This is a genomic window from Helicobacter pylori (assembly GCF_021062735.1).
GTDB lineage: Bacteria > Campylobacterota > Campylobacteria > Campylobacterales > Helicobacteraceae > Helicobacter > Helicobacter pylori_DN.
Map to the genome: position 1 here is coordinate 23,320 of NZ_JAHXLB010000002.1, position 21,992 is coordinate 45,311.

Here is a 21,992-nt window from a genome sequence, read left to right on the forward strand (position 1 = left end):
AAGGGTTACAATATTGCAAAGAAAACGCTACAATAAACTTTCTCTAATCATAAAAAATAAGGAAATCATAAGATGCTGCAAACCATCAACTTAACGCAACGCTATGCGACTAAAAAATTGTTTGAAAACGTGAATATCAAGCTGGATAAAAACAAGCGCTACGGGCTGATTGGGGCTAATGGTGCAGGAAAGTCCACTTTTTTAAAGATTTTAAGCAAGAGCATTGATTGTAGCAGTGGGGAAGTCATCATTACAAGCGGGATGAGGATGGGGGTTTTAGGGCAGGATCAATACGCTTTTGAAGATTTGAGCCTTAAAGATGCGGTTTTGATAGGCAATAAGCGTTTGTATGACGCTATCAAAGAAAAAGAGTGCTTATACACCGAAGGCGATTTGAGCGATGATAAAGTGAATGCGAGATTAGGGGAGTTAGAAACCATTTGCGTGGAAGAAGATCCCATGTATGAATGCGAAGTGGTGATTGAAAAAATCCTAGAAGATTTAGGCATTCCTAGCTCCAGGCACAACGATTTGATGAAAACCTTGCCAAGCAGCGATAAATTTAAAATCCTTCTCGCTCAAGTTTTGTTCCCTAAACCGGATATTTTGCTGTTAGATGAGCCTACGAACAACCTGGATTTAAACGCCATTGAATGGCTAGAAAACAACCTCAAACGCCATGAAGGCACGATGGTAGTCATCAGCCATGACAGGCATTTTTTAAATGCGGTATGCACGCACATTTTGGATTTGGATTTTCACAGCGTGCGCGAATTTAGCGGGAATTATGACGATTGGTATATCGCTTCTACTCTGATCGCTAAACAGCAAGAGGCTGAACGCAATAAAAAACTCAAAGAAAAAGAAGAGCTGGAAAAATTCATCGCTCGTTTTAGCGCTAACGCTTCTAAAGCCAAGCAAGCCACCAGCCGCCAAAAACAACTGGATAAATTAGACATTCAAAGTTTAGCGGTATCCAGTAGGAGAGACCCTAGCATTATTTTCAAACCCAAACGCACCATTGGTAATGAAGCTTTAGAGTGCGAAAATGTCTCTAAAAGTTATGATGGGCAAATGATTTTAAATCAAGTGAGCCTGAAAGTGATGCCTAAAGATAAAATCGCTCTCATAGGGCCAAATGGTGTGGGTAAATCCACGCTTTGTAAAATTTTAGTAGAAGAGTTAAAGCCGGATAAGGGCGTGGTGAAGTGGGGAGCGACCGTTTTAAGAGGGTATTTCCCTCAAAACGTGAGCGAAGAAATCAGCGGCGAAGAGACCTTGTATCAATGGCTTTTTAATTTCAATAAAAAGATTGAAAGTGCAGAGGTTAGGAACGCTTTAGGGAGGATGCTTTTTAATGGCGAAGAGCAAGAAAAGTGCGTGAACGCTTTAAGCGGAGGCGAAAAACACCGAATGGTTTTATCCAAGCTCATGCTAGAGGGGGGGAATTTTTTAGTCCTAGATGAGCCAACCAACCACCTGGATTTAGAAGCCATTATCGCACTAGGTGAAGCGCTCTTTAAATTTGATGGGGCAGTGATTTGCATAAGCCATGACAGAGAGCTTATTGATGCGTATGCTAACCGGATCATTGAATTAGTCCCAGGCCCTAAAGGCGCTTCAATCATTGATTTTAAAGGCAGTTATGAAGAGTATTTAGCGAGCAAAAAATGAAACCACGAAATATTGGAATCATTCAAAGCGTTTTAGAGGTTATCAAAGAGCCTATTAGCCCTAGGCGGATTTATGATAAAGCCAAAGAGCTTTTTGAAAAAGGCGAGATTGAAAACATGTTTGATTATAGGGGTGAAATGCCACACGAGCGTGTTACGACTCTATTTATGCAGCCTTAAGCAATGGCGAAGAGCTGCCTTTTTTGAAAGTGCAAGAAAAACCTGTTTTAATCGCTTTAAAAGATGCGGCTAAAGAGCCGGTTTTAAACATTCAAAAATCAAGCATTCCAGGCGTTAAAATCGCGCATGAAAGGGATTTGCACCCTTTTTTAACTTACATGGCTTGCTATAATGAAAATTTGAAATGCTACACGAAAACCATTTTTCATGAAGGAAGCTTGAAATCGCCAAAAGGCATGGACAGGTGGCTTTATCCGGACATGGTGGGGGTTAGGTTTTTGCACGCTGAATTATCCAATGAAAATTTAATCGCTTTTTCTAAGAAATTTGACACTTTGCCCGTTAAATTGGTGAGCTTTGAATTGAAAAAAGAAATCAGCGTGAATAATTGCAGGGAGTGTTATTTTCAAGCGATTTCTAACAGCTCGTGGGCTAATGAGGGGTATTTGGTGGGCCGTCATATTGATACGCACAATCCCCAACTCATGGATTTATTGAAGCGTTTGCATGCGAGTTTTGGGATTGGCGTGATTGATTTAAGAACTGATGAGGACAAAAGCGCTATTTTATTGAACGCTAAATACAAAGAAAAGATTGATTACACCGTGGCTTCAGAGCTTAGCGACAAAAATGAAAAATTCAGCGGTTTTTTAAAGAGCGTTGTGGATTACGACCCGGCTCACTCATACCGCTATAAAGATGAATTTGATGAGATCAAAAAGAAAGAGGAGTTATACCCTAACCCATCACTTTCTTTTTAAAAAACGCTTTAAGCGTTTTTGTAAGGGCGTTTCAAAAACCCCAAATAAAGCGCTAAAGAGCAGCACGACCAAGCAATCCCTAATAAAAACCCTCCTAAAACATCGCTAGGGTAATGCACCCCTAAATAAACCCTATCATACGACATTAAAAAAATCCAAAAAAGTAAAATAACAGCAACAATCGTTTTAATGCGGGCATTTGCGTTAGAATAGCATAACAACAACGCCAAAGAGCCGTAGAAAAGCGCTGAAGCCAAAGCATGCCCGCTGGGGAAACTAAAGCCATGCGCAAAAACCAATTCGCCATTGGTTGCAGGCCGTGGGCGCGCCACTAAAAGCTTAAGGGATTTTAAGGTGAATTCACCTAATAAGATGCTAAAGAAAAACCACACCCCCAAAGCGATGCGTTTTTGAAACCCAAACCACAAGCCAATGAGTAAGGCTATAGGAGTGGTGAGCTTGCTTTGTGCAAACCAAGTGCTAAAAAACACGAAAGAAAGCCATGCGCTCCCTTGAATGGGGGCAGGGTTGCGGATCAAGTCTATAAAAAATAAATCCAATTGTTGCACCCACTCTTTTTGAAAAGCCACCCCGCTTATCACGATGCCAAACAAAATAAAAAAGACCACCCCAATAATCCCAAGAATCTTAGCCGCTTTTTTCTCTCTTACGCTTATCGTTCTGTCAAATACCATTCAAACCCCTTTTAAAAATGTCTTTTGAAAAATGGGATTATAGCTTATTTATCCCACAAACGCATGGAAAAACGCAAGGAATAAAAAAAATAATATTCTTTGCTATAATGAAACCTTTAAAGGCTAAAAACGCCAAACAAAACCGCCAATCAAAATACAAAAAAAGGGCTTTTATCATGGAAAACAAAGCGAACGAATCTTCTTCATTAGAGCGTAACGAACTGCACAACACCATTTGGAAAGTGGCTAATGAATTGAGAGGCTCAGTGGATGGCTGGGATTTTAAGCAATACGTTTTAGGCATTCTTTTTTACCGCTACATTTCAGAAAACATGACTCATTACATCAATAAAGAAGAGCGAGAGATTGATCCGAGTTTTGATTACGCCAAATTAAGCGATGAAGAGGCCGAGCGTGCAAGAAAACACCTTATTGAAGAAAAAGGCTTTTTCATCCCGCCAAGCGCTTTATTTTGTAATGCGCTAAAAAACGCGCCTAGTAACGAAGATCTCAATGTAACCCTACAAAATATTTTTAACGAAATAGAAAAATCCAGCCTTGGCGCTCCATCAGAAGAAAATGTCAAAGGCTTGTTTGCGGATTTAGATGTCAATAGCAATAAATTAGGGAGCTCTCATAAAAATAGGGTGGAAAAATTGACTAAAATCCTTCAAGCCATAGGGGGCATGCAATTAGGCGATTATCAAAAAAGCGGGATTGATGTTTTTGGCGACGCTTATGAATATTTAATGGCCATGTATGCGAGCAATGCCGGCAAAAGCGGAGGGGAATTTTTCACCCCCCAAGAAGTGAGCGAACTGCTCGCTAAAATCGCCCTGCACGGCCAAGAAAGCGTCAATAAAGTTTATGATCCATGCTGTGGGAGCGGGAGCTTACTCTTACAATTTTCTAAAGTGCTAGGCGATAAAAACGTTTCAAAAGAGTATTTTGGGCAAGAAATCAACCTGACCACTTACAACCTTTGCCGAATCAATATGTTTTTGCATGACATCAATTACTCTAAATTCCACATAGCGCATGGGGACACGCTTTTAGACCCAAAACACAAAGACGATGAGCCTTTTGATGCGATCGTTTCCAACCCTCCTTATTCCACTAAATGGGAGGGCGATAAAAGCCCCATTTTAATCAGCGATGAGCGCTTTAGCAAAGCCGGTGTGCTAGCGCCCAAAAACGCCGCTGATCTCGCTTTCACCATGCACATGCTTTCTTATTTGTCCAATAGCGGCACTGCTGCGATCGTGGAATTTTCCGGGGTGCTTTATAGAGGGAATGCTGAAGCAAAAATCAGAGAATATTTAGTCCAAAATAATTTCATTGACTGCGTGATCGCTTTACCAGACAACCTCTTTTTTGGAACGAGTATCGCTACTTGTATTTTAGTGCTTAAGAAAAACAAACAAGACGACACCACGCTTTTTATTGATGCGAGTAAGGAATTTGTCAAAGAAGGCAAGAAAAACAAGCTCAAAGAACACAACCGAGAAAAGATTTTGCAAACCTATACTGAAAGGAAAGCAATCAAGCATTTTTCCGCCCTAGCGAGTATGGAGCAAATCAAAGAAAACGATTACAACCTTTCCGTGAATCGCTATGTGGAGCAAGAAGACACTAAAGAGATCATTGACATTAAAGCGCTTCAATTTGAGATTTCTCAAATCGTAGCCAAACAAAGCGCTTTAAGGAACAGCCTTGATCGTATTATCAAAGAGTTAGAAGAAGGCAAAATGCATAAAATAGAGCGCTTACTCCAAACTTTAGCGCCTAAGGGGGTGGAGTTTAGGAAATTGGGGGATATTGGGGAATTTTATAGCGGACTTGTTGGAAAAAGTAAAAAATCTTTCTCTCAAGGGAATAAATTTTATGTTCCTTATGTCAATGTTTTTAATAATCCACAATTAGATCTAAATGCTTTAGAAAGCGTTCAAATAGGGGATAAAGAAAAACAAAATACAATTCAATTAGGCGATGTGCTTTTTACTGGCTCGTCTGAAAATTTAGAGGATTGTGCGATGTCTTGCGTAGTTACTCAAAAGATTGAAAAAGATATTTATCTTAATAGTTTTTGTTTTGGTTTTAGATTTTTTGATAAGAATTTATTTAATCCATCATTTCTTAAACATTTTTTAAGAGACTACAATTTTAGGAAAAATATTTCAAAAGTTGCTAATGGTGTAACACGCTTTAATGTTTCAAAGCAATTACTTTCAAAAATAACAATCCCAATCCCACCCCTAGAAATCCAACAAGAGATCGTTAAGATTTTGGATCAATTTTTGGCCTTAACCACCGATTTATTAGCCGGTATCCCGGCTGAAATAAAAGCGAGGAAAAAGCAATACGAATATTACAGAGAAAAACTACTAACCTTTAAACCACTCAAGGCATAAAATTATGAATTATGAGATTATCGCAGAAAGCAATGAAAGCACCGTGATAGCCGAGTATCATAGCGATAATGAAAAGAAAAGCGCTTATGAGAGCGAAGCAGAGCTAGAAAGGGCGTTTATTGCGCTTTTACAAAAACAAGGCTATGAATTCAAAAACATCCATAAAGAACAAGAATTAAAAGACAATTTAAAAGAGCAGTTAGAAAAGCTTAATGATTATTATTTCACGCCTAAGGAATGGGAGATTCTTTATTCTCAATACATCGCTAATAAAAACGATGACTATAAGGCTAAAACGAGAAAAATCCAAGAAGATCCGATTTTTAATCTCACGCTAGAGAATGGGAAAACCAAAAACATTAAAATCATTGATAAGAAAAATATCCATAAAAACGCCTTGCAAGTGATCCACCAATACAGCGCTAAAGGGGAGAAGTATGAGAACCGCTATGATGTGAGTGTCCTTGTGAATGGCTTGCCTTTAGTGCATGTGGAATTGAAAAGAAGAGGCGTAGCGATTAGAGAGGCGTTCAATCAAATCAAGCGCTATAAAAGGGATAGTTTTAGCGCTGAAGACGGGCTTTTTGAGTTTGTACAGATTTTTGTTATCAGTAACAGCACGAGTAGTAAATATTATTCAAACACCACAAGAATAGCCCAGCTGGAAAAAAACCATAAAGCCGATACTTTTGAATTCACGAATTATTGGGCGGATAGCAAGAATAATAATATTGAAGATTTAATGGATTTTGCCCGGTCGTTTTTTGCAAAGCATAGCCTTTTGAATGTTTTAACGCGCTATTGCGTTTTCACGAGCGATGAGGTTTTATTGGTGATGCGGCCTTATCAAATCGTGGTGGCCGAAAGGATTTTAGAAAAAATCAAAGCCGCACAAAATAGTAAAACGAAAAATCAAAGCAAAGGCTTTATCTGGCACACGACAGGGAGCGGTAAAACCTTAACGAGCTTTAAAAGCGCAACATTAGCTAAAGAATTAGAGAGCGTTTCAAAAGTTTTGTTTGTGGTGGATAGAAAGGATTTGGACTATCAAACCATGAAAGAATACGATAGATTCCAAAAAGATTGCACTAATTCCAACACAAGCACTAAGATTTTAAAAGAACAGCTTGAAGATTCTAACGCTAAAATCATTATCACCACGATCCAAAAATTAGACAAATTCGTTAAATCCCATAAAGGGCATGCGATTTTTAATGAAGAAGTTGTGATGATTTTTGATGAATGCCACAGGAGTCAGTTAGGCTCCATGCATCAAGCTATCACTAAAGCGTTTAAAAAATACCACCTTTTTGGCTTTACTGGCACGCCCATTTTCGCAGCTAATTGCGATAAAAACAACCCTTTAGGCACGACAGAGCAAAAGTTTGGGAAATGTCTCCACCAATACACCATTATTGATGCGATCAGGGATAAAAACGTTTTGCCCTTTAGAGTGGAATACCACAACACCATTAAAGCTAAAGAGGACATTAAGGATAATAAGGTTAGAGCGGTTGATGAAAAAAGTGCACTTTTAGATAACAGAAGGATCAAAGAAATCGCTAAATGCATTGTAGAGCGTTTCAATCAAGCCACTAAAAATAAAAAATTCAATTCCATTCTGGCATGCTCTAGCATAGAAGCGCTGAAAAAATACTACCAAGCCTTTAAAGAAGAAAAACATGACCTTAAAATCGCTGCCATTTTTAGCTATAGCACTAATGAAGAAATTGAAGCACTAGAAGATGAAAACAATGAAAGCGCTTGCGGGTTAGACAAAAGCTCAAGGGATTTTTTAGAGGGCGCGATTGCGGATTATAATGGGATGTTTAAAACTTCTTTTGACACTTCGGATCAAAAATTCCAAAGTTATTATAAGGATCTTTCCCAAAAAATGAAGGATCGTAAAATCGATCTTTTAATGGTGGTGAACATGTTTTTGACCGGGTTTGACGCTACAAGGCTCAACACCCTTTGGGTGGATAAAAATCTCAAATACCATGGGTTAATTCAGGCTTTTTCACGCACAAACCGCATTTTAGATAGCGTTAAAACGCATGGGAATATCGTGTGTTTTAGGGATTTGGAGCAGGATTTGAATGATGCGCTCATGCTTTTTGGCAACAAGGACGCTCAATCTATTGCGCTATTAAGAAAATATGAAGATTATTTGAAAGGCTACACGGATAATCATAAAGAATACGAGGGCTATGAGGGTTTGATTGGAAGGCTTTTAAGCGAATTCCCTTTAAAAGAGCCGATCATTTCAGAAAGCCAGAAAAAGGATTTCATCAAGCTTTTTGGCAAGATTTTGAAATTAGAAAATATTTTAAACAGCTTTGAAAATTTCAACAAAGACGATTACATCAACCCCAGGGATTTTCAAGACTATCAAAGCAAATACCTTGATTTTTACGATGAAATGAGGCCAGAAAAAGGGAGGGATAAAGAAGAGATTAATGATGATTTGATTTTTGAAATTGAACTCATTAAGCAAGTGGAAGTCAATATTGACTATATTTTGAACTTGATTGAAGAGTTCGCTAAAGAGCATGGGGTGGAAATTCAAGGCGTTAAAACCAAAATAAAGCCAATCATCAACTCCAGCATAGAGTTAAGGAATAAAAAAGATTTGATCATGGGTTTCATTGACAAATACAACAAAGACCAAGAAATCCATGCGCATTTTCAAAATTATATCCACCAAAAAAGAGAAGAGGAATTCCAAAATATCATAAAAGAAAACCGCTTGAATGAAGAAAAAGCCTATTCGTTCATGCAGCATGCCTTTAAAGGGGGCGAAATCAGCTTTAATGGGATGGAATTCCCTAAAATCATTGAAGAAAAACCCTCCATGTTTGGCAAAAATTCGCGCTATCAAGAGGTGAAAGAAAGAGTCGCTGCAAGCCTTTCTTGTTTTTTCCACCGCTTTTGTGATCTCACTAGTTCTGTATTTAGAAAAATGGGGTTAAAAAAGATGAGGTTAATGAAAAATAGTTCATGAACGCTTTTGTATTAAAGCTCAAAGACAGCACCGTTGAATGGATTTTTTGTAAAATAAAAGAAATTTTAAGGAGGCTTGTGGTGTTGAAAGAATTACGACAAAAACGCCCTTTAGTGCATAATATCACCAATTATGTGGCGGCGCAATTTGTGGCTAATGGTTTGTTAGCCTTAGGGGCATCGCCTTTAATGAGTGATGCGATTGCTGAAATGCCAGATTTAGCAAAAATTTCTGACGCGCTCGCTATTAATATTGGCACCCTCAATGAACGCACCATTTTATGCGCTAAAGAGGCTATCAAACATTACAAGGCTTTGGATAAACCCATCGTGTTAGATCCTGTGGGGTGTTCAGCAAGCGCTTTGCGCTATGACACAAGCTTAGAGCTTTTAGAAAGCGAAGGAATTAGCGCACTTAGGGGTAATGCTGCCGAATTAGGCTCTTTAGTGGGTATTTCTTGCGAAAGTAAGGGGTTAGATTCCAAGCATTCCGCTACGCCTATAGAAATGATCAAACGAGCGGCTCAAAAATATTCCGTGATAGCGGTAATGACGGGTAAAACAGATTACGTGAGCGATGGGAAAAAAGTTTTTAGCATTACTGGGGGGAGCGAGTATTTAGCACTCATTACTGGGGCTGGGTGTTTGCATGCCGCAGCGTGCGCGAGCTTTTTAAGTTTGAAAAAAGACCCCTTAGATTCTATGGTGCAACTTTGCGCGCTCTATAAACAAGCCGCTTTTAGTGCGCAAAAAAAAGTGTTGGAAAATAACGGCTCTAATGGTTCGTTCTTGTTTTATTTTTTAGACGCTCTAAGCTTGCCCATAAAGTTAGAAAATAGCCTTATTAAGGAAGAGTTATGAAAATTTACCCGCAGGTTTTAAGCATTGCTGGCAGCGATAGCGGTGGGGGCGCTGGGATACAAGCCGATTTGAAAGCGTTCCAAACTTTGGGCGTGTTTGGGACAAGCGTGATCACTTGCATCACCGCGCAAAACACACAGGGCGTGCATGGGGTTTATCCATTGAGTGTAGAGAGCGTGAAAGCGCAAATCTTAGCCATTAGAGATGATTTTTTTATCAAAGCGTTCAAAATGGGAGCGTTATGCAATAATCAAATCATTGAATGCGTGGCGGACGCTTTAGAAACTTGTGATTTTGGGTTGTGCGTTTTAGATCCGGTGATGGTGGCAAAGAATGGGGCTTTGCTTTTAGAAGAAGATGCGATTTTAAGCTTAAAAAAACGCCTTTTACCCAAAACCAATTTATTAACCCCTAACCTCCCTGAAGTCTATGCGCTCACAGGCGTTCAAGTGCGAGACGATAAAAGCGCTTCAAAAGCGATGGGCGTTTTAAGGGATTTAGGCGTTAAAAACGCTGTGATTAAGGGGGGGCATACAGAGCGTTTTCAAGGGGAATTTAGCAACGACTGGGTGTTTTTAGAAGACGCTGAATTTATCCTAAACGCCAAGCGCTTTAACACCAAAAACACGCATGGCACAGGTTGTGTTCTATCTAGCTTGATTGTGGGCTTACTCGCTCAAGGGCTGGATTTAAAAAACGCTATCACAAAGGCTAAAGAGCTTTTAACTATCATCATTCAAAACCCCTTAAACATTGGGCATGGGCATGGGCCTTTGAATTTATGGAGCATTAAAAAGCATGTTTGATGCGGATTGTTTGAAACTCATGTTTGTGGCCGGCTCGCAAGACTTCTACCACATAAAAGGCGGCAAAAACGATAGGATAAACGCGCTTTTAGACACTTTAGAATTAGCTTTAGAATCTCAAATCACAGCGTTTCAATTCCGCCAAAAAGGCGATTTAGCCCTACAAGATCCTACTCAAATCAAACGATTAGCCCTAGAGTGTCAAAAATTATGCAAAAAATACGGCGTGCCTTTTATTGTCAATGACGAGGCAAAACTTGCGTTAGAATTAAAGGCTGATGGCGTGCATGTGGGGCAAGAAGACATGGCCATAGAAGAGGTAATAACTTTATGCAAAAAGCACCTTTTTATCGGTTTGAGCGTCAATACTTTAGAGCAAGCCCTAAAAGCGCGCCATTTAGACGCCGTAGCCTATTTAGGGGTAGGCCCTATTTTCCCCACACCATCTAAAAAAGACGCTAAAGAAGTTGTAGGCGTAGAGCTTTTAAAAAAAATACAAGATAGCGGGGTAAAAAAACCCCTTATAGCGATTGGGGGCATCACGATGCATAACGCTCCAAAATTGCGCGAATATGGGGGTATCGCAGTCATTAGCGCGATCACACAAGCCAGAGATAAAGCCTTAGCGGTTGGAAAACTTTTAAACAATGCGTGAGAGATTCTAAAATTCCGCATGGATTAAAGTAAAAAAGGGTATCGCTTTTTATTGGATTTAAAAGTGCTTAAATCCATCATAAAGGCGTTTTTAAAACGCTAAAAACTTTTACCCTAGTGTGTCCAATAAACGCTCTTCAAAGGCAAAAAGCATGGGGGTTTTTTCGCACACGATTTCCACAAAAGAAAAGCCTAAAAGGGTGTTTTGAGCCTCTTTTAAAACCTCTTTAGTCCTTTGGAGGGTGGTTTTTAAAAAAAGTTGTTTTTCTTTTTCTTTCAAGTAAATAACGCCGCCAATTTCGCCCAAGTTAGGATACAGAGCGTAAAAATCAACGCTTTGTTTTTTGGCTTTCATCTGTAAAAAGGCTTTTTTGCGTTCGTTTTCAACCACAAAGCTTAAAACCTGCGATTGCAAGCTTAAAAGCATGTTGGCCGTATTCAAAAACTCTTGCGAATTTTTAGCATGGACTAATTTTTCGCTCAAAAGTTCTTTGTATTCTTTTAAAGGGGTATTGTCTTTGGCGCTTAAGATTTCTTTTAATTTATTCATTTCAAGGGCGGGCAAATCGTCTAATGCGTCTAAGATTTTTGGGGCAGGCACTAAATTTTTAAGCACAATATCGCCCAGCCGATCTCTTTGCATAGTCGCAAAATAAGGCTGATTGATTTTTAATTCCTGTTCGCTTTTGGTGGGGATAATTTTATTACCCACTTGCAAAAGAAAAAGATCTTTATCTTGTTTTTCTAAAACCTTTAAAAGAATGGGTAAAGTGGCGTTAAAATGGTGTGCGGCGTTTTTGGAATGAAGGGCGTTAAGTTGGTTTAGGGCGTTTAGGGCTTCTAGCATTAAAGGGCGTTGTCTTTGATAAAATCAAGGATTTTAAAACTCGCTTCTAATTTGTTCATAGAAGGGATTTTTTGGGTTTTTTTATGGCTAAAGAGCCACAATTCATTCTCTAATGAGCCAAAGGGGCGTGAATCTTTAATGAGATTCAAAGCAACCACAGAGCAATCCTTGCCGTTATTTTGAGAAGGTTTTAAAAGATTTTGAGCGTTTTTGATAGCGTTTTGTTGATCGTCTTCGGCTTTAAAACCGATTTTAACGAATTGGTTAGGATTGACAGAAGCCAGTAAATCCTTATTTTGAACGCATTCAATGTTTAGGGTTTCGCCGATTTCGCTTTTTTTAAGCTTATGGTTAAAAGAAGTTTTAGGCATATAATCGCTAATGGCGGCTAAATTAAAGAGCAGGGGTTTTAAGGCATGTTTTTGCAAGTTTTTAGCGGCGTTATTTAAGGCGTTTTCATAAGAAGCGGTGTCGCTAACTAAAACGCTTGTGATTTCTTTAGGCAAAGGAGTGGGGAAGTTGGATGCAATCAAAGTTACTTTGGCTCCCTTAAAATATAACGCTAGGGCTAACGCGCTCGCTTGAATCCCGCTAGAAAGATTGCTAATAACTCTAACGCTGTCAATCTTTTCCATACTCGCGCCGCCCATGACTATGACTTCTCTGTTTTCAAAATAAGCGTCTTTTAGGAGCGTTTGAGCGGCTTTAAAAAGGATTTCTAAAGGCTCAGCTATTGCCCCATCGCCTTTAGTATCGCATGCTAAAAGGCCGTTTTGCGTGTCTAAAATAATGTGGTTGGAATCTTTCAAGCGTTTTAAATGACTTTGAGTGATAGGGGAATTGAGCATGTTAGTGTTCATGCTAGGGGCTAGGATTTTAGGGGAAGTGCAAGCTAAAAAAGTCGCGCTGATGGTATTATCCGCTAAAGCGTGAGCGATTTTAGACAAGCTGTTAGCGCTTAAAGGGGCAAAGATGAGTAAATCAGCGCTAGCAGCGCATGCGATGTGGTTGTGGTGCAATTTGTTTTGGTGGTTGTAATACCATTTTTCATTACGATCATGCAAGACTTTATGATGACTCAAGGCTTCAAAACTTAAGGGCTTGATAAATTTTTGTGCGCCCTTACTCATCACCACTTGAATACTAGCCCCGCTTTTAAACAACAAGCGCGTTAATTCTAGGGATTTATACGCCGCAATAGATCCGCTCACGAGCAATAAAACGCGCTTGTTTTCTAACAATCTTAAGGGGTAAAACAAATCTTCTAAAAAATTCATAGTAATTTCAATAAATCATCAGGCTCTAGCCATTGGTTGTTAGTGTGGCTACTGTATTCAAAATCAGGGGCGACTTTTTGACCCTTTTCGTGGAGTTTGGTGAGCGTGTAATCTTTAGGCGTTTGGAAGCTTATAGTGGGCTGAATGATAAAAAAGTCTTCAAATTCTAGGGCTAAATGGCTTTCATCTTTAGGGATCATCACTTCATGGAGTTTTTCGCCCGGGCGAATCCCTATGATTTTAGTAGGAATATTGGGGGCTAGGGCTTTAGCGAGATCGGTCATTTTCATGCTAGGGATTTTAGGCACAAAAATTTCACCCCCATGCATTCTTTTCAAGCTTTTAAGCACAAAAGAAACCCCCTCATCTAAGGTGATCCAAAATCGTGTCATGCGAATGTCGGTAATGGGGATTTCACTCGCTTGGTTTTGGACTAATTTTTTAAAAAACGGCACCACGCTCCCACGACTCCCCACCACATTACCATAACGCACCACGCTAAATTGCGTTTGAGAAGAGCCTTTAAAGTTATTCGCGCTCACAAAGAGCTTATCGCTGCACAATTTTGTCGCGCCGTAGAGGTTAATGGGGTTAGCGGCTTTATCGGTGCTTAGGGCGATGACCTGGCTGATTGCGTTTTTTAAGCATGCGTTAATCACATTGCTCGCTCCCATGATATTGGTTTTAATGCATTCTAGGGGGTTGTATTCAGCGATAGGCACATGCTTGAGCGCGGCCGCATGGATACAAATATCCACGCCCTCTAAAGCGTAATTCAAGCGCTCTAAATCCCTGACATCGCCGATAAAAAAACGCATTCTAGGATCATTAAATTCCATGGCCATTTCGCTTTGCTTTAATTCATCTCGGCTATAAACGATGATTTTTTTAGCGTTGGTGGTGTCTAAAACTTTACGAACAAAGCGCTTGCCAAAACTCCCAGTGCCTCCGGTGATTAAAATCGTTTTGTTGTCTAGCATGTTTTACCAGCGATAGCCTAAGGAAGCGCTAAAGATTCTCAATTGCCCAATACTTGGGGATTGATACAAACTGGAGCGGTTGCTTTTAAAAGTGAAACTCCCCGCTACGCCCAAATCAAAGCCTCTAAAATTGTATTTAGTCCCAAAAGCCACGGTATAGCCATTAGAATCCGGAATGCCTATCGCGTCTTGGGGGCTTGGGGCTTGATCATAATCAATAGCACCCATCAAACGCAAGCTTTTACCCATGTAAGTTACCCCTAATCTAAAGGTGTTGGTATCCCTCCAGCCAGCCCCCATGTTCATCACGCTTTTAAAATTCGCTAAGCCTACCATTTTTTTAAGCGTCTCAGAGTCTAGTGAAGCCACCGTTCCGCTCAAGCCCTTGTAAGTGGCGTTTGCAAAATCAGGGGTTACTAAAAATTTATTCCCTTGACTCCAAAAAGTGCGCTCAAACACCCCCTCTATTCTTAAATGGTCTTTAAAAAATTGGTGGGCGTAGGCTAGGCTTAGGGTTTGGGGGAGTGAAACATTGATATTCAAGCTGCCTTTAGTCAAAACGCTCCCTAAAGAAGGGCCAAGCTCGGTGATAGCCACTAAACCGCCTTTCATGTTAAAGGTAACTGAAGAATTATACACCACAGAAAACATGCCATGATTAAACACGCGCAAACTCGAACCCACTCTATAGCCCCCCGATACGCCTTGCCCGTTAGATTTTTGCACGACTTGAGTCGTGCCATAAAGATTCGCGCTCGCTTTGATTAAGCCACTATAACCCATGATTTTTTTCAAGCCGTTGTAAAACTCTTGACAGCTCTGATCGCTCATATCCCCACCGGCTTTTTGGCAATTAAGCGCCGGCTGATAGCCAATATTGCCTAATAAAGTCATCATGTTACTTGGCACTTGATCGGCAAAAACATTGTTGGGTAAATTTAAAATTTGCTCCGCACTCAAAACCGAAGCGCCCTCTAAAGGCACATAAACGGTGTTATTAAAGCTCCCGGTCGCATAAAGCCCCCTTAAGCCCACGCCCACGGAAAAGCGCTTATTAACAGTATAGCTCATGCTAGGGGCAAGCTCTACCATCATGATAAACACATCATGCAAAAATTCCCCCCCCTTACCATTCCATTTCATGCCTAGTCCGCTAGGAGCGGTAAAACTCCCCCCAAAAGTGAAGCCGTTATGCGTGCGCGTTTTATAAAAGAATTTGGGTAAAACAAAATTAGTCGTTCCCGTCCAGCCATTCACGATTTGAGTGTCAGGCGATGAAGCGAGGGTTACGACTTTTTGATTGGTTAGATTCATAAGCCCTTGAACACGATTGAAAGCTTGTTGCAAGCCATTGGTAGCGGCCGTATTGCCAAGCGCTTTAAGGATATTGCCAAGCCCTATAGTGTTGATGATGCCTAAAATATTTTGTTGGCTTTTATCAATTTCTAAACTCGTCACTGAATACAAGCCTTGATTAGTCGTAGGGACTTTAAAGCTAAAGGCCGGAATGTTAATCATGGTGGTGGTCATTTCAAATTCGCTTCTGTTTTCACCCCAATCGTTAGTAAAGCCCATATTCGCCGGGTTATAAAAGGAAGCATCAGCCCCCCTAGCCCCAGCGACATACGCCGATCCTAAAGCCGTGCCATTCAAACTTTGCTCTTGGATTTTAAAGCCATTGGCATAAGAAAGCAAGGGCAGGCTCAAAGCGATTAAATGGCGTTTTTTGAGCTTTTTAAAGCAACAAAGTGGGGAAAAGTTTTTCATTGGAGCTCGCTGTCAGCGTTTTCATTATCTTCTAAATCTTGCAAAGAAGGCTCATAGGGTTCAATCCTAATAGCAATTTTTTGCGTCAAATTTTGGAAAGAAATCAGACCATTTTTTCTTTCATAAAGGATAATTTCCCCGCTTTTTTGAAACCTTTGGATCACATATTCAGGGGTTAAGTGGCGTTTCCCTAATCCCTTAAAAATATCCCTCCCTAAAACAATGTCATCAAACAAATCCCCATAGCTCACCTTACCAAACAAATCCCTTGCAGCAATCCATTTAGCCGAACATTTTTGGCTAAAACAAATGCTTCGTTTAGTCATATAAATATCGCCCACTCTTTGGCTGAGCTTATAAAGGGTTATTTCAATATTATGGTCTTTATCGGTTTTAATTGTGCCGTAATCGTAAAAGCGAAAAACCGGCGTGTTAATATAAATGAGTCTGAATTGGCGCAAGGCATTCAAAGTCTCTTCTCTTTTTTTACGGGCTTCTTCTTGTCTGATCTGCTCCCTAGTTTTAGGGGTTTGCTTAGAAAAAGGGTGCTTGGAGCAAGAGGTAAAAAAAAGCGTCATGAAAAATAATAAAAAAGCGCTTCTAAAATACCGCATGACTATAGAGTAAGAGGGTCTATCCTCTCGCTCCGCTCAAAATACGATACCAAATCCTACCGTCTAATTTAAGCTCCATGCTGACTTGACACAAGCCGTCTTTATAGATGGTTTCAGTGATTTCAGCGTTACGAATGAGGGCATTGACTCTGGTTTTAATCACGGAATTTTGTAAAACCATGTCTTTGACGGTGTCTTGAGCGTTCACTCTAATACCATACATTTTTTCACCCAATTGGCGGTAGCCATCAACAATAGCGGCTCGTTTGGCCAAAGCTAGGGCTTGAGAGGGCGAAATGGTGGATTCTGGAGCCACACCCATGCCCACTGCGTTCAATTCAATGACATTATTAGGCGTGAGAATGGGGGTGTTAGGGATAGCGTTAGTGGGATTAGAGCTAATGATGGGCTGATCGTTATTCTCAAGGCGAGGGCTTGGGAGAGGCTGAATGCTCTTTCTGGGGGTGAAATTAGTTGGGGGATAAATGGGGGCTTGCAAGCCATTAGCCGAAGGGGGGATTAACTGAGCGTTAGTGTTACGCTTTTTAAAGAGACTGCAACCACTTATCAAAAGAGCGGCAACAAGCAATGAATTAATACCAAAAAAGGCAGTGTGCAAACGCATGGGCATTTCCTTAAAAAATGAGTTCATCAGGTCTATTATATCATTTTTGAATGGATTTGTCATGCGGATGTTCTTATTAAGTTTATAAGGCTAGTGGGTTTTAAAGTCTAGGGGATTATGATCTATTTTTGGTTTTCCTAAATTTTTAATAAGGATCACTCAATTTTTTAAAAAAGGGATTTTAATGGCTTATCGTTTTAAGATTTTATTTTAATGATAAAACTCATTTTTTAAGTTTGATTTTTAAATTCATTTTCTTAAGGGGGTAGGAGGCATTTTGAAAATTTCCCCCTACAACCCTTAAAACCCCCTAAAGAGTGCTTTTTTAAGAGGTTACGGCTTGCTTTTTGCAAGATTTTTTAATTGTAAAAAATGCTTTGAATATTTTTTAAATAAGATGAGAAATAAAATAAATTTTTTTAAATTCCTATGATAGTAAAAATAGTGCGAATGGTGTCCTTGGCGGGATTCGAACCCACGACCTTACGATTAGGAATCATACGCTCTATCCAGCTGAGCTACAAGGACATAAGAAAGCAAGAAACTTACAACCTGTTGATAAGCCCCTTGCTGAGTGGATCAAATTTACTTGCCTTCTTCAACTTTTTGTTTAAGGATTTTGCCGGGTTTGAATTTAGGTACTCGTTTGTCTTCGGTTTTATAAGTTTTATCGCTTCCTGGAACTTTACCCTCTTTGCCTTTTTGCTCTGCGGTTTCAAATTTGCCAAAACCAACCAACTCCACGCTCTCACCCTTGCTTAAAGCTGTCTCTACCGCTAGAGTAAAGGCACTGATCGCTTCTTCGGCTTCTCTTTTGCTGTTGTATTTACCCGCTTCTTTAACCAAATCAATAAATTCCGCTTTGTTCATGTGGATAACCCCTTTTCTAATAGATGCTAAAACCAAGCGATTCAATCGCCTAGCTTGACTGATTGAGCGATAATTATAATCAAATCCTAAAGATAAATCAAGCAAAAACGCTTTTTTAAGGGGGTTTAACGCATAAAAAATTTAATTCTGTTGGGCGCTTTTTTTATCTTTAGCGTTAAGGATTAAGGGCGTGCCTAAAAAATTAAATTCTTTCCTTAAGGTGTTAATCAAATAGCGTTTGTAACTGAAATGCAAGGCTTTAGGGCGATTCATGATAAGAGAGATTTGAGGGGGTTTGGTGGCAAATTGCGTGGCGTAATACACTTTCACTAATTTCCCGCCATCGCTTGGCAAGGGGTGTTTTTGAGTGGCTTGAGAAATCACGCTATTGAGCAAGCTTGTGGGAATGCGTTTGGAAAAACACTCATAGACTTCTATGATTTTATGCTTGATTTCATCTATATGGTGCGTTTTTAAGCAGCTGGTTGTGATCACGGGGGCGTATTCTAAAAAGCGGAATTTCCTTTTTAAGGTTGCCATGATCTCTTCATAAGGGGCGTAGCGGATGTCCCATTTGTTTAAAATAAGAATGATGCCTAAAGAGTGTTTATCCGCTAAGGAGCTGATCTTTTCGTCCAATTCCACAAAAGGAGCGCTCACGTCTAAAACTAAAAGCACGATGTGGGATTTTTCTAAGGCTTTTTGCGTGCGTTCTAGGGCGTATTTTTCAATGCCTAAAATTTTACCCCTATGCCTGATGCCAGCGGTATCCACAAAGCAGATTTTTTGATCGCCTATGAGAATGGTTTCATCTATGGGATCAATGGTAGTGCCAGCCACGCTAGAGACAAGACTCCTTTCTTTTTTCGTGAGCGCGTTTAAGAGCGAGCTTTTGCCCACATTCACCCTCCCAATGATGCCTACTTGAATGATTTCTTCTTCTTTAGTTTCTTCTAAAGCGTTATTAGGGGTTTCTAAGCTTTCTAAAATATCCGCATCCAAATCTTGCTCTATGATTTGGTTTAAATTCAGCACGTTCAACACCGCATCAATTAACGCGCTAATGCCCCTATTGTGCGAAACGGAGATGTTAAAACTCTTTGGCATGCCAAAAGAAGAAAACGCATAAGATCGCTCTTTTTCTTTGTCGTTATCAATCTTATTGATCACTAAAAAGCAGTTAGGGTTGATCTTAAAAACCTCTCTAAAAAGCTTAAGATCTTCATCGCTAGGGATAGACTTGCCATCCACAACATATAAAATCAAATCGCTCATTTGAGCGGCTTTTAAATTAATGGCTTTGATTTCTTTAGACAAAAGAGCGTCTTTAGCCATGCCCCCTGTATCTAACAATTCCACTTCATGGCCATTTAGTGCGATTTTTCGTTTGTTAATGTCTCGTGTAGTGCCTGCAAAATCTGAAGTGATAGCGATCCTTTCTCTAGCCAGGCGGTTAAATAGTGAGCTTTTCCCCACATTAGGCTGGCCTAAAATCGCAATGGTTTTTAAAGTTTTATGGCTTGTATTCATCTTTTTTATCGCTTCAATTTAATCAAAATTAGATTACAATATTATAGTTATTTAAAGCTTAAATAAGGGTCTGACATTGTTTTTAGTCAAAAAAATAGGCGTGGTAATAATGATTTTAATATGCTTTTTAGCTTGCTCGCAAGAGAGATTTATTAAGTTGCAAAAAAAAGCCCAAGAGCAAGAAAATGACGGCTCTAAACGCCCTAGCTATGTGGATTCGGATTATGAAGTCTTTAGCGAAACGATTTTTTTACAAAACATGGTGTATCAGCCTACAAATGAAAGAAACGCTTTTTTCCAACTGACTAAAGATGGAAACGATTCTTTTAACCCTGAAACTTCTGTGATTTTATTGAATGAGCCAAGCGATAATAATGAAAAAAACCCGCTCCTATACCAAAACGATCCCAACAACAACGCTAATAATGAAAAAAACCCATTCCTTTACAAACCGAAAAGAAAAACAAAAAATCCAAAACTCATTGAATACTCCCAACAAGATTTCTACCCCCTAAAGGATGGGGATATTGTGATGAGTAGAGAAGGGGATCAATGGCTGATAGGAATCAAATCCAAAGCCTTGAAGCGTTTTTTAAAAGATCAAAACGATAAAGATCGCCAGATCCAAACTTTCACTTTTAATGACACTAAAACGCAAATCGCGCAATTTAAGGGCAAAATTTCTTCGTATGTTTATACCACCAATGACAGCGATTTGAGTTTAAGGCCTTTTTATGAATCCTTTTTGTTAGAAAAAAAGAGCGATAATGTTTATACGATAGGGGATAAGGCTTTAGATACGATTGAGATTTCAAAGTGTCAAATGGTGTTAAAAAAGCATTCAACCGATAAACTAGACAGCCAGCATAAAGCCATCAGTATTGATTTGGATTTTAAAAAAGAGCGTTTTAAGAGCGATACGGAACTTTTTTTAGAATGCCTTAAGGAAAGTTAGGGCGTTTATTACGACAATTTAGATTTTTTTGGGTAGCATGTTAGCGTTTCAAAGGCATGGATATTGTTATAAAGTAAGCTAAGGAATGTTTATGTGGATCACCCAAGAAATCACGCCGTATTTGCGTAAAGAATACACCATAGAAGCGAAATTATTAGATGTTAGAAGCGAGCATAATATCTTAGAGATTTTTAAATCTAAGGATTTTGGTGAAATTGCGATGCTCAACCGCCAATTATTGTTCAAGAATTTTTTGCATATTGAAAGCGAGTTGCTCGCTCATATGGGAGGTTGCACCAAGAAAGAGCTTAAAGAAGTTTTGATTGTGGATGGGTTTGATTTGGAATTAGCCCACCAGCTTTTTAAATACGACACGCATATCGATTTTGTGCAAGCGGATGAAAAGATTTTGGATAGCTTCATTAGTTTTTTCCCCCATTTCCATGAAGTGAAAAACAACAAGAATTTCACGCACGCTAAACAACTCTTAGATTTAGACATTAAAAAATACGATTTGATCCTTTGCTTGCAAGAGCCGGATATTCATAAAATAGATGGTTTAAAAAGAATGCTTAAAGAAGATGGGGTGTTTATTTCGGTAGCCAAACACCCGTTATTAGAGCATGTGAGCATGCAAAACGCCCTTAAAAACTTGGGCGACTTTTTTGCTGTTGCCATGCCTTTTGTAGCGCCTTTAAGGATTTTGAGCAATAAAGGTTATATTTACGCTTCTTTTAAAACCCACCCTTTAAAAGATCTAATGACGCCAAAAATAGAAGCGTTAACAAGCGTGAGATACTATAACGAAGACATTCATAGGGCTGCATTCGCTTTGCCTAAAAATTTACAAGAAGTCTTTAAAGACAATATCAAATCTTAAAATGATCTTAAAAAACGCTATCGCTCTGACAGGGGGGATAGGCACCGGTAAAAGCACCACCATTAAAATATTAGAATCGCAAGGCTATGAGATTTTAGATGCGGATAAGATCGCTCACCAATTATTGCAAGAGCACCGGTTTAAAATCGCCCAACATTTTGGATCAGATATTATAGAAAAAGATATTCTTAACAGAAAAAAGCTTGGCGCGATCGTGTTTCAAAAGGCTAATGAGTTAAAATGGCTAGAGGATTTTTTGCACCCCTTAATCCGTGAGTGCATGCTTAAAAAAGCCTATGAATTAGAAAAAAATCATCAAGCGTATTTTTTAGACATCCCTTTATTTTTTGAAGTGGGGGGAAAAGAGCGCTACCCTGTGAGTAAAGTGGTGTTAATCTATGCACCAAGAGCTTTACAAATTGAGCGCCTTTTAGAGCGAGACAAACTCAAAGAGGCTGAAATCTTGCAGCGCTTAGCTTGTCAAATGGATATAGAGCAAAAACGCGCCATGAGCGATTACATTATAGACAACGGCTCCAGTTTAAAAGATTTAAATAAGCGAGTTGAACGCTTTTTAAAAACGCTCTTATAAGCTCGTTTTAT

General features: G+C 39.4%; 17 protein-coding genes, 1 tRNA gene and 3 pseudogenes. 11 read left to right on the plus strand and 10 right to left on the minus strand.

The window, feature by feature from the left end; genetic code table 11:
* The first annotated feature begins 72 nt into the window (after nt 1-72).
* Together KX581_RS01395 and KX581_RS01400 are read left to right on the plus strand one after the other, a co-directional pair.
* Nucleotides 73-1,674 (plus strand): ABC-F family ATP-binding cassette domain-containing protein, encoded by a 1,602-nt coding sequence (locus KX581_RS01395; RefSeq protein ID WP_231175384.1) that lies wholly within the window; start codon nt 73-75, stop codon nt 1,672-1,674.
* Nucleotides 1,671-2,614: pseudogene (locus KX581_RS01400) on the plus strand (HrgA protein). The gene KX581_RS01395 and the pseudogene KX581_RS01400 overlap by 4 nt, the downstream one beginning before the upstream one ends.
* Before the next feature lie 8 nt (nt 2,615-2,622).
* On the opposite strand, the gene KX581_RS01405 reads toward KX581_RS01400, so the two are convergent.
* Nucleotides 2,623-3,309, minus strand: a complete 687-nt coding sequence (locus KX581_RS01405) for a phosphatase PAP2 family protein (protein ID WP_120872641.1) — start codon at nt 3,307-3,309, stop codon at nt 2,623-2,625.
* A gap of 176 nt (nt 3,310-3,485) precedes the next feature.
* Here KX581_RS01405 and KX581_RS01410 point away from each other — a divergent pair.
* The 6 genes and pseudogenes from KX581_RS01410 to thiE form a co-directional block, all read left to right on the plus strand.
* Nucleotides 3,486-5,057: pseudogene (locus tag KX581_RS01410) on the plus strand (type I restriction-modification system subunit M); the annotation flags it as partial.
* On the plus strand, nt 5,058-5,720 hold the full coding sequence (locus tag KX581_RS08560) for a restriction endonuclease subunit S (RefSeq protein WP_231175454.1): 663 nt from the start codon (nt 5,058-5,060) through the stop codon (nt 5,718-5,720).
* Nucleotides 5,721-5,724: 4 nt separating this feature from the next.
* Nucleotides 5,725-8,717, plus strand: a pseudogene (locus KX581_RS01420) (HsdR family type I site-specific deoxyribonuclease).
* A gap of 87 nt (nt 8,718-8,804) precedes the next feature.
* Nucleotides 8,805-9,584: a hydroxyethylthiazole kinase gene (thiM, locus tag KX581_RS01425; protein WP_231175455.1), complete on the plus strand. Its 780-nt coding sequence runs from the start codon at nt 8,805-8,807 to the stop codon at nt 9,582-9,584.
* Nucleotides 9,581-10,390 (plus strand): bifunctional hydroxymethylpyrimidine kinase/phosphomethylpyrimidine kinase, encoded by an 810-nt coding sequence (gene thiD, locus KX581_RS01430; protein WP_231175386.1) that lies wholly within the window; start codon nt 9,581-9,583, stop codon nt 10,388-10,390. The genes thiM and thiD overlap by 4 nt, the downstream gene beginning before the upstream one ends.
* On the plus strand, nt 10,383-11,045 hold the full coding sequence (gene thiE, locus KX581_RS01435) for a thiamine phosphate synthase (RefSeq protein ID WP_231175387.1): 663 nt from the start codon (nt 10,383-10,385) through the stop codon (nt 11,043-11,045). The genes thiD and thiE overlap by 8 nt, the downstream gene beginning before the upstream one ends.
* Nucleotides 11,046-11,153: 108 nt before the next feature.
* Here thiE and KX581_RS01440 read toward each other — a convergent pair whose 3' ends face one another.
* From KX581_RS01440 to der, 9 genes are all read right to left on the minus strand, one after another.
* Nucleotides 11,154-11,891, minus strand: coding sequence for a hypothetical protein (locus KX581_RS01440; protein WP_120872654.1), 738 nt, complete (start codon nt 11,889-11,891; stop codon nt 11,154-11,156).
* Complete coding sequence (coaBC, locus tag KX581_RS01445; protein WP_120872656.1) at nt 11,891-13,168, minus strand: bifunctional phosphopantothenoylcysteine decarboxylase/phosphopantothenate--cysteine ligase CoaBC; 1,278 nt, start codon at nt 13,166-13,168, stop codon at nt 11,891-11,893. The genes KX581_RS01440 and coaBC overlap by 1 nt, the downstream gene beginning before the upstream one ends.
* Complete coding sequence (pseB, locus tag KX581_RS01450) at nt 13,165-14,148, minus strand: UDP-N-acetylglucosamine 4,6-dehydratase (inverting) (protein ID WP_120872658.1); 984 nt, start codon at nt 14,146-14,148, stop codon at nt 13,165-13,167. Before pseB ends, coaBC begins: the two co-directional genes overlap by 4 nt.
* Before the next feature lie 3 nt (nt 14,149-14,151).
* Complete coding sequence (locus KX581_RS01455) at nt 14,152-15,915, minus strand: OmpP1/FadL family transporter (protein WP_231175388.1); 1,764 nt, start codon at nt 15,913-15,915, stop codon at nt 14,152-14,154.
* Nucleotides 15,912-16,529 (minus strand): HP0838 family lipoprotein, encoded by a 618-nt coding sequence (locus KX581_RS01460; protein ID WP_025309719.1) that lies wholly within the window; start codon nt 16,527-16,529, stop codon nt 15,912-15,914. The genes KX581_RS01455 and KX581_RS01460 overlap by 4 nt, the downstream gene beginning before the upstream one ends.
* Nucleotides 16,530-16,548: 19 nt before the next feature.
* Nucleotides 16,549-17,154 (minus strand): LPP20 family lipoprotein, encoded by a 606-nt coding sequence (locus KX581_RS01465; RefSeq protein WP_001236594.1) that lies wholly within the window; start codon nt 17,152-17,154, stop codon nt 16,549-16,551.
* A gap of 451 nt (nt 17,155-17,605) precedes the next feature.
* Nucleotides 17,606-17,682: transfer RNA gene (locus tag KX581_RS01470), tRNA-Arg, on the minus strand.
* A gap of 57 nt (nt 17,683-17,739) precedes the next feature.
* Entirely contained in the window at nt 17,740-18,024 is a 285-nt protein-coding gene (locus tag KX581_RS01475; protein WP_001029085.1) for an HU family DNA-binding protein, read from the minus strand.
* 141 nt (nt 18,025-18,165) lie between these two features.
* Nucleotides 18,166-19,554 (minus strand): ribosome biogenesis GTPase Der, encoded by a 1,389-nt coding sequence (der, locus tag KX581_RS01480; RefSeq protein ID WP_231175389.1) that lies wholly within the window; start codon nt 19,552-19,554, stop codon nt 18,166-18,168.
* Nucleotides 19,555-19,630: 76 nt separating this feature from the next.
* Between der and KX581_RS01485 the strand changes: the two genes are divergently transcribed.
* The 3 genes from KX581_RS01485 to coaE all read left to right on the plus strand — a co-directional run bounded on the left by KX581_RS01485 (nt 19,631) and on the right by coaE (nt 21,981).
* The gene (locus KX581_RS01485; protein WP_231175390.1) at nt 19,631-20,509 is read left to right on the plus strand and encodes a hypothetical protein; all 879 of its coding nucleotides are present in this window, start codon (nt 19,631-19,633) and stop codon (nt 20,507-20,509) included.
* A gap of 91 nt (nt 20,510-20,600) precedes the next feature.
* A complete protein-coding gene (locus tag KX581_RS01490; protein WP_120828698.1) occupies nt 20,601-21,389 on the plus strand; it encodes a spermidine synthase in 789 nt (262 codons plus the stop codon).
* A gap of 1 nt (nt 21,390) precedes the next feature.
* A complete protein-coding gene (gene coaE, locus KX581_RS01495) occupies nt 21,391-21,981 on the plus strand; it encodes a dephospho-CoA kinase (RefSeq protein ID WP_180629233.1) in 591 nt (196 codons plus the stop codon).
* Nucleotides 21,982-21,992 lie beyond the last annotated feature (11 nt).

Bases quoted from the DNA above. Each gene is read 5' to 3' on its own strand.
- coaE (WP_180629233.1), top strand. From the start codon at position 21,391: ATGATCTTAAAAAACGCTATCGCTCTGACAGGGGGGATAGGCACCGGT.
- pseB (WP_120872658.1), bottom strand. From the start codon at position 14,148: ATGCTAGACAACAAAACGATTTTAATCACCGGAGGCACTGGGAGTTTT.
- KX581_RS01440 (WP_120872654.1), bottom strand. From the start codon at position 11,891: ATGCTAGAAGCCCTAAACGCCCTAAACCAACTTAACGCCCTTCATTCC.
- thiE (WP_231175387.1), top strand. From the start codon at position 10,383: ATGTTTGATGCGGATTGTTTGAAACTCATGTTTGTGGCCGGCTCGCAA.
- KX581_RS08560 (WP_231175454.1), top strand. From the start codon at position 5,058: ATGCATAAAATAGAGCGCTTACTCCAAACTTTAGCGCCTAAGGGGGTG.
- thiD (WP_231175386.1), top strand. From the start codon at position 9,581: ATGAAAATTTACCCGCAGGTTTTAAGCATTGCTGGCAGCGATAGCGGT.
- KX581_RS01475 (WP_001029085.1), bottom strand. From the start codon at position 18,024: ATGAACAAAGCGGAATTTATTGATTTGGTTAAAGAAGCGGGTAAATAC.
- der (WP_231175389.1), bottom strand. From the start codon at position 19,554: ATGAATACAAGCCATAAAACTTTAAAAACCATTGCGATTTTAGGCCAG.
- KX581_RS01490 (WP_120828698.1), top strand. From the start codon at position 20,601: ATGTGGATCACCCAAGAAATCACGCCGTATTTGCGTAAAGAATACACC.
- KX581_RS01395 (WP_231175384.1), top strand. From the start codon at position 73: ATGCTGCAAACCATCAACTTAACGCAACGCTATGCGACTAAAAAATTG.
- KX581_RS01460 (WP_025309719.1), bottom strand. From the start codon at position 16,529: ATGCGGTATTTTAGAAGCGCTTTTTTATTATTTTTCATGACGCTTTTT.
- KX581_RS01405 (WP_120872641.1), bottom strand. From the start codon at position 3,309: ATGGTATTTGACAGAACGATAAGCGTAAGAGAGAAAAAAGCGGCTAAG.
- KX581_RS01465 (WP_001236594.1), bottom strand. From the start codon at position 17,154: ATGCGTTTGCACACTGCCTTTTTTGGTATTAATTCATTGCTTGTTGCC.
- coaBC (WP_120872656.1), bottom strand. From the start codon at position 13,168: ATGAATTTTTTAGAAGATTTGTTTTACCCCTTAAGATTGTTAGAAAAC.
- KX581_RS01455 (WP_231175388.1), bottom strand. From the start codon at position 15,915: ATGAAAAACTTTTCCCCACTTTGTTGCTTTAAAAAGCTCAAAAAACGC.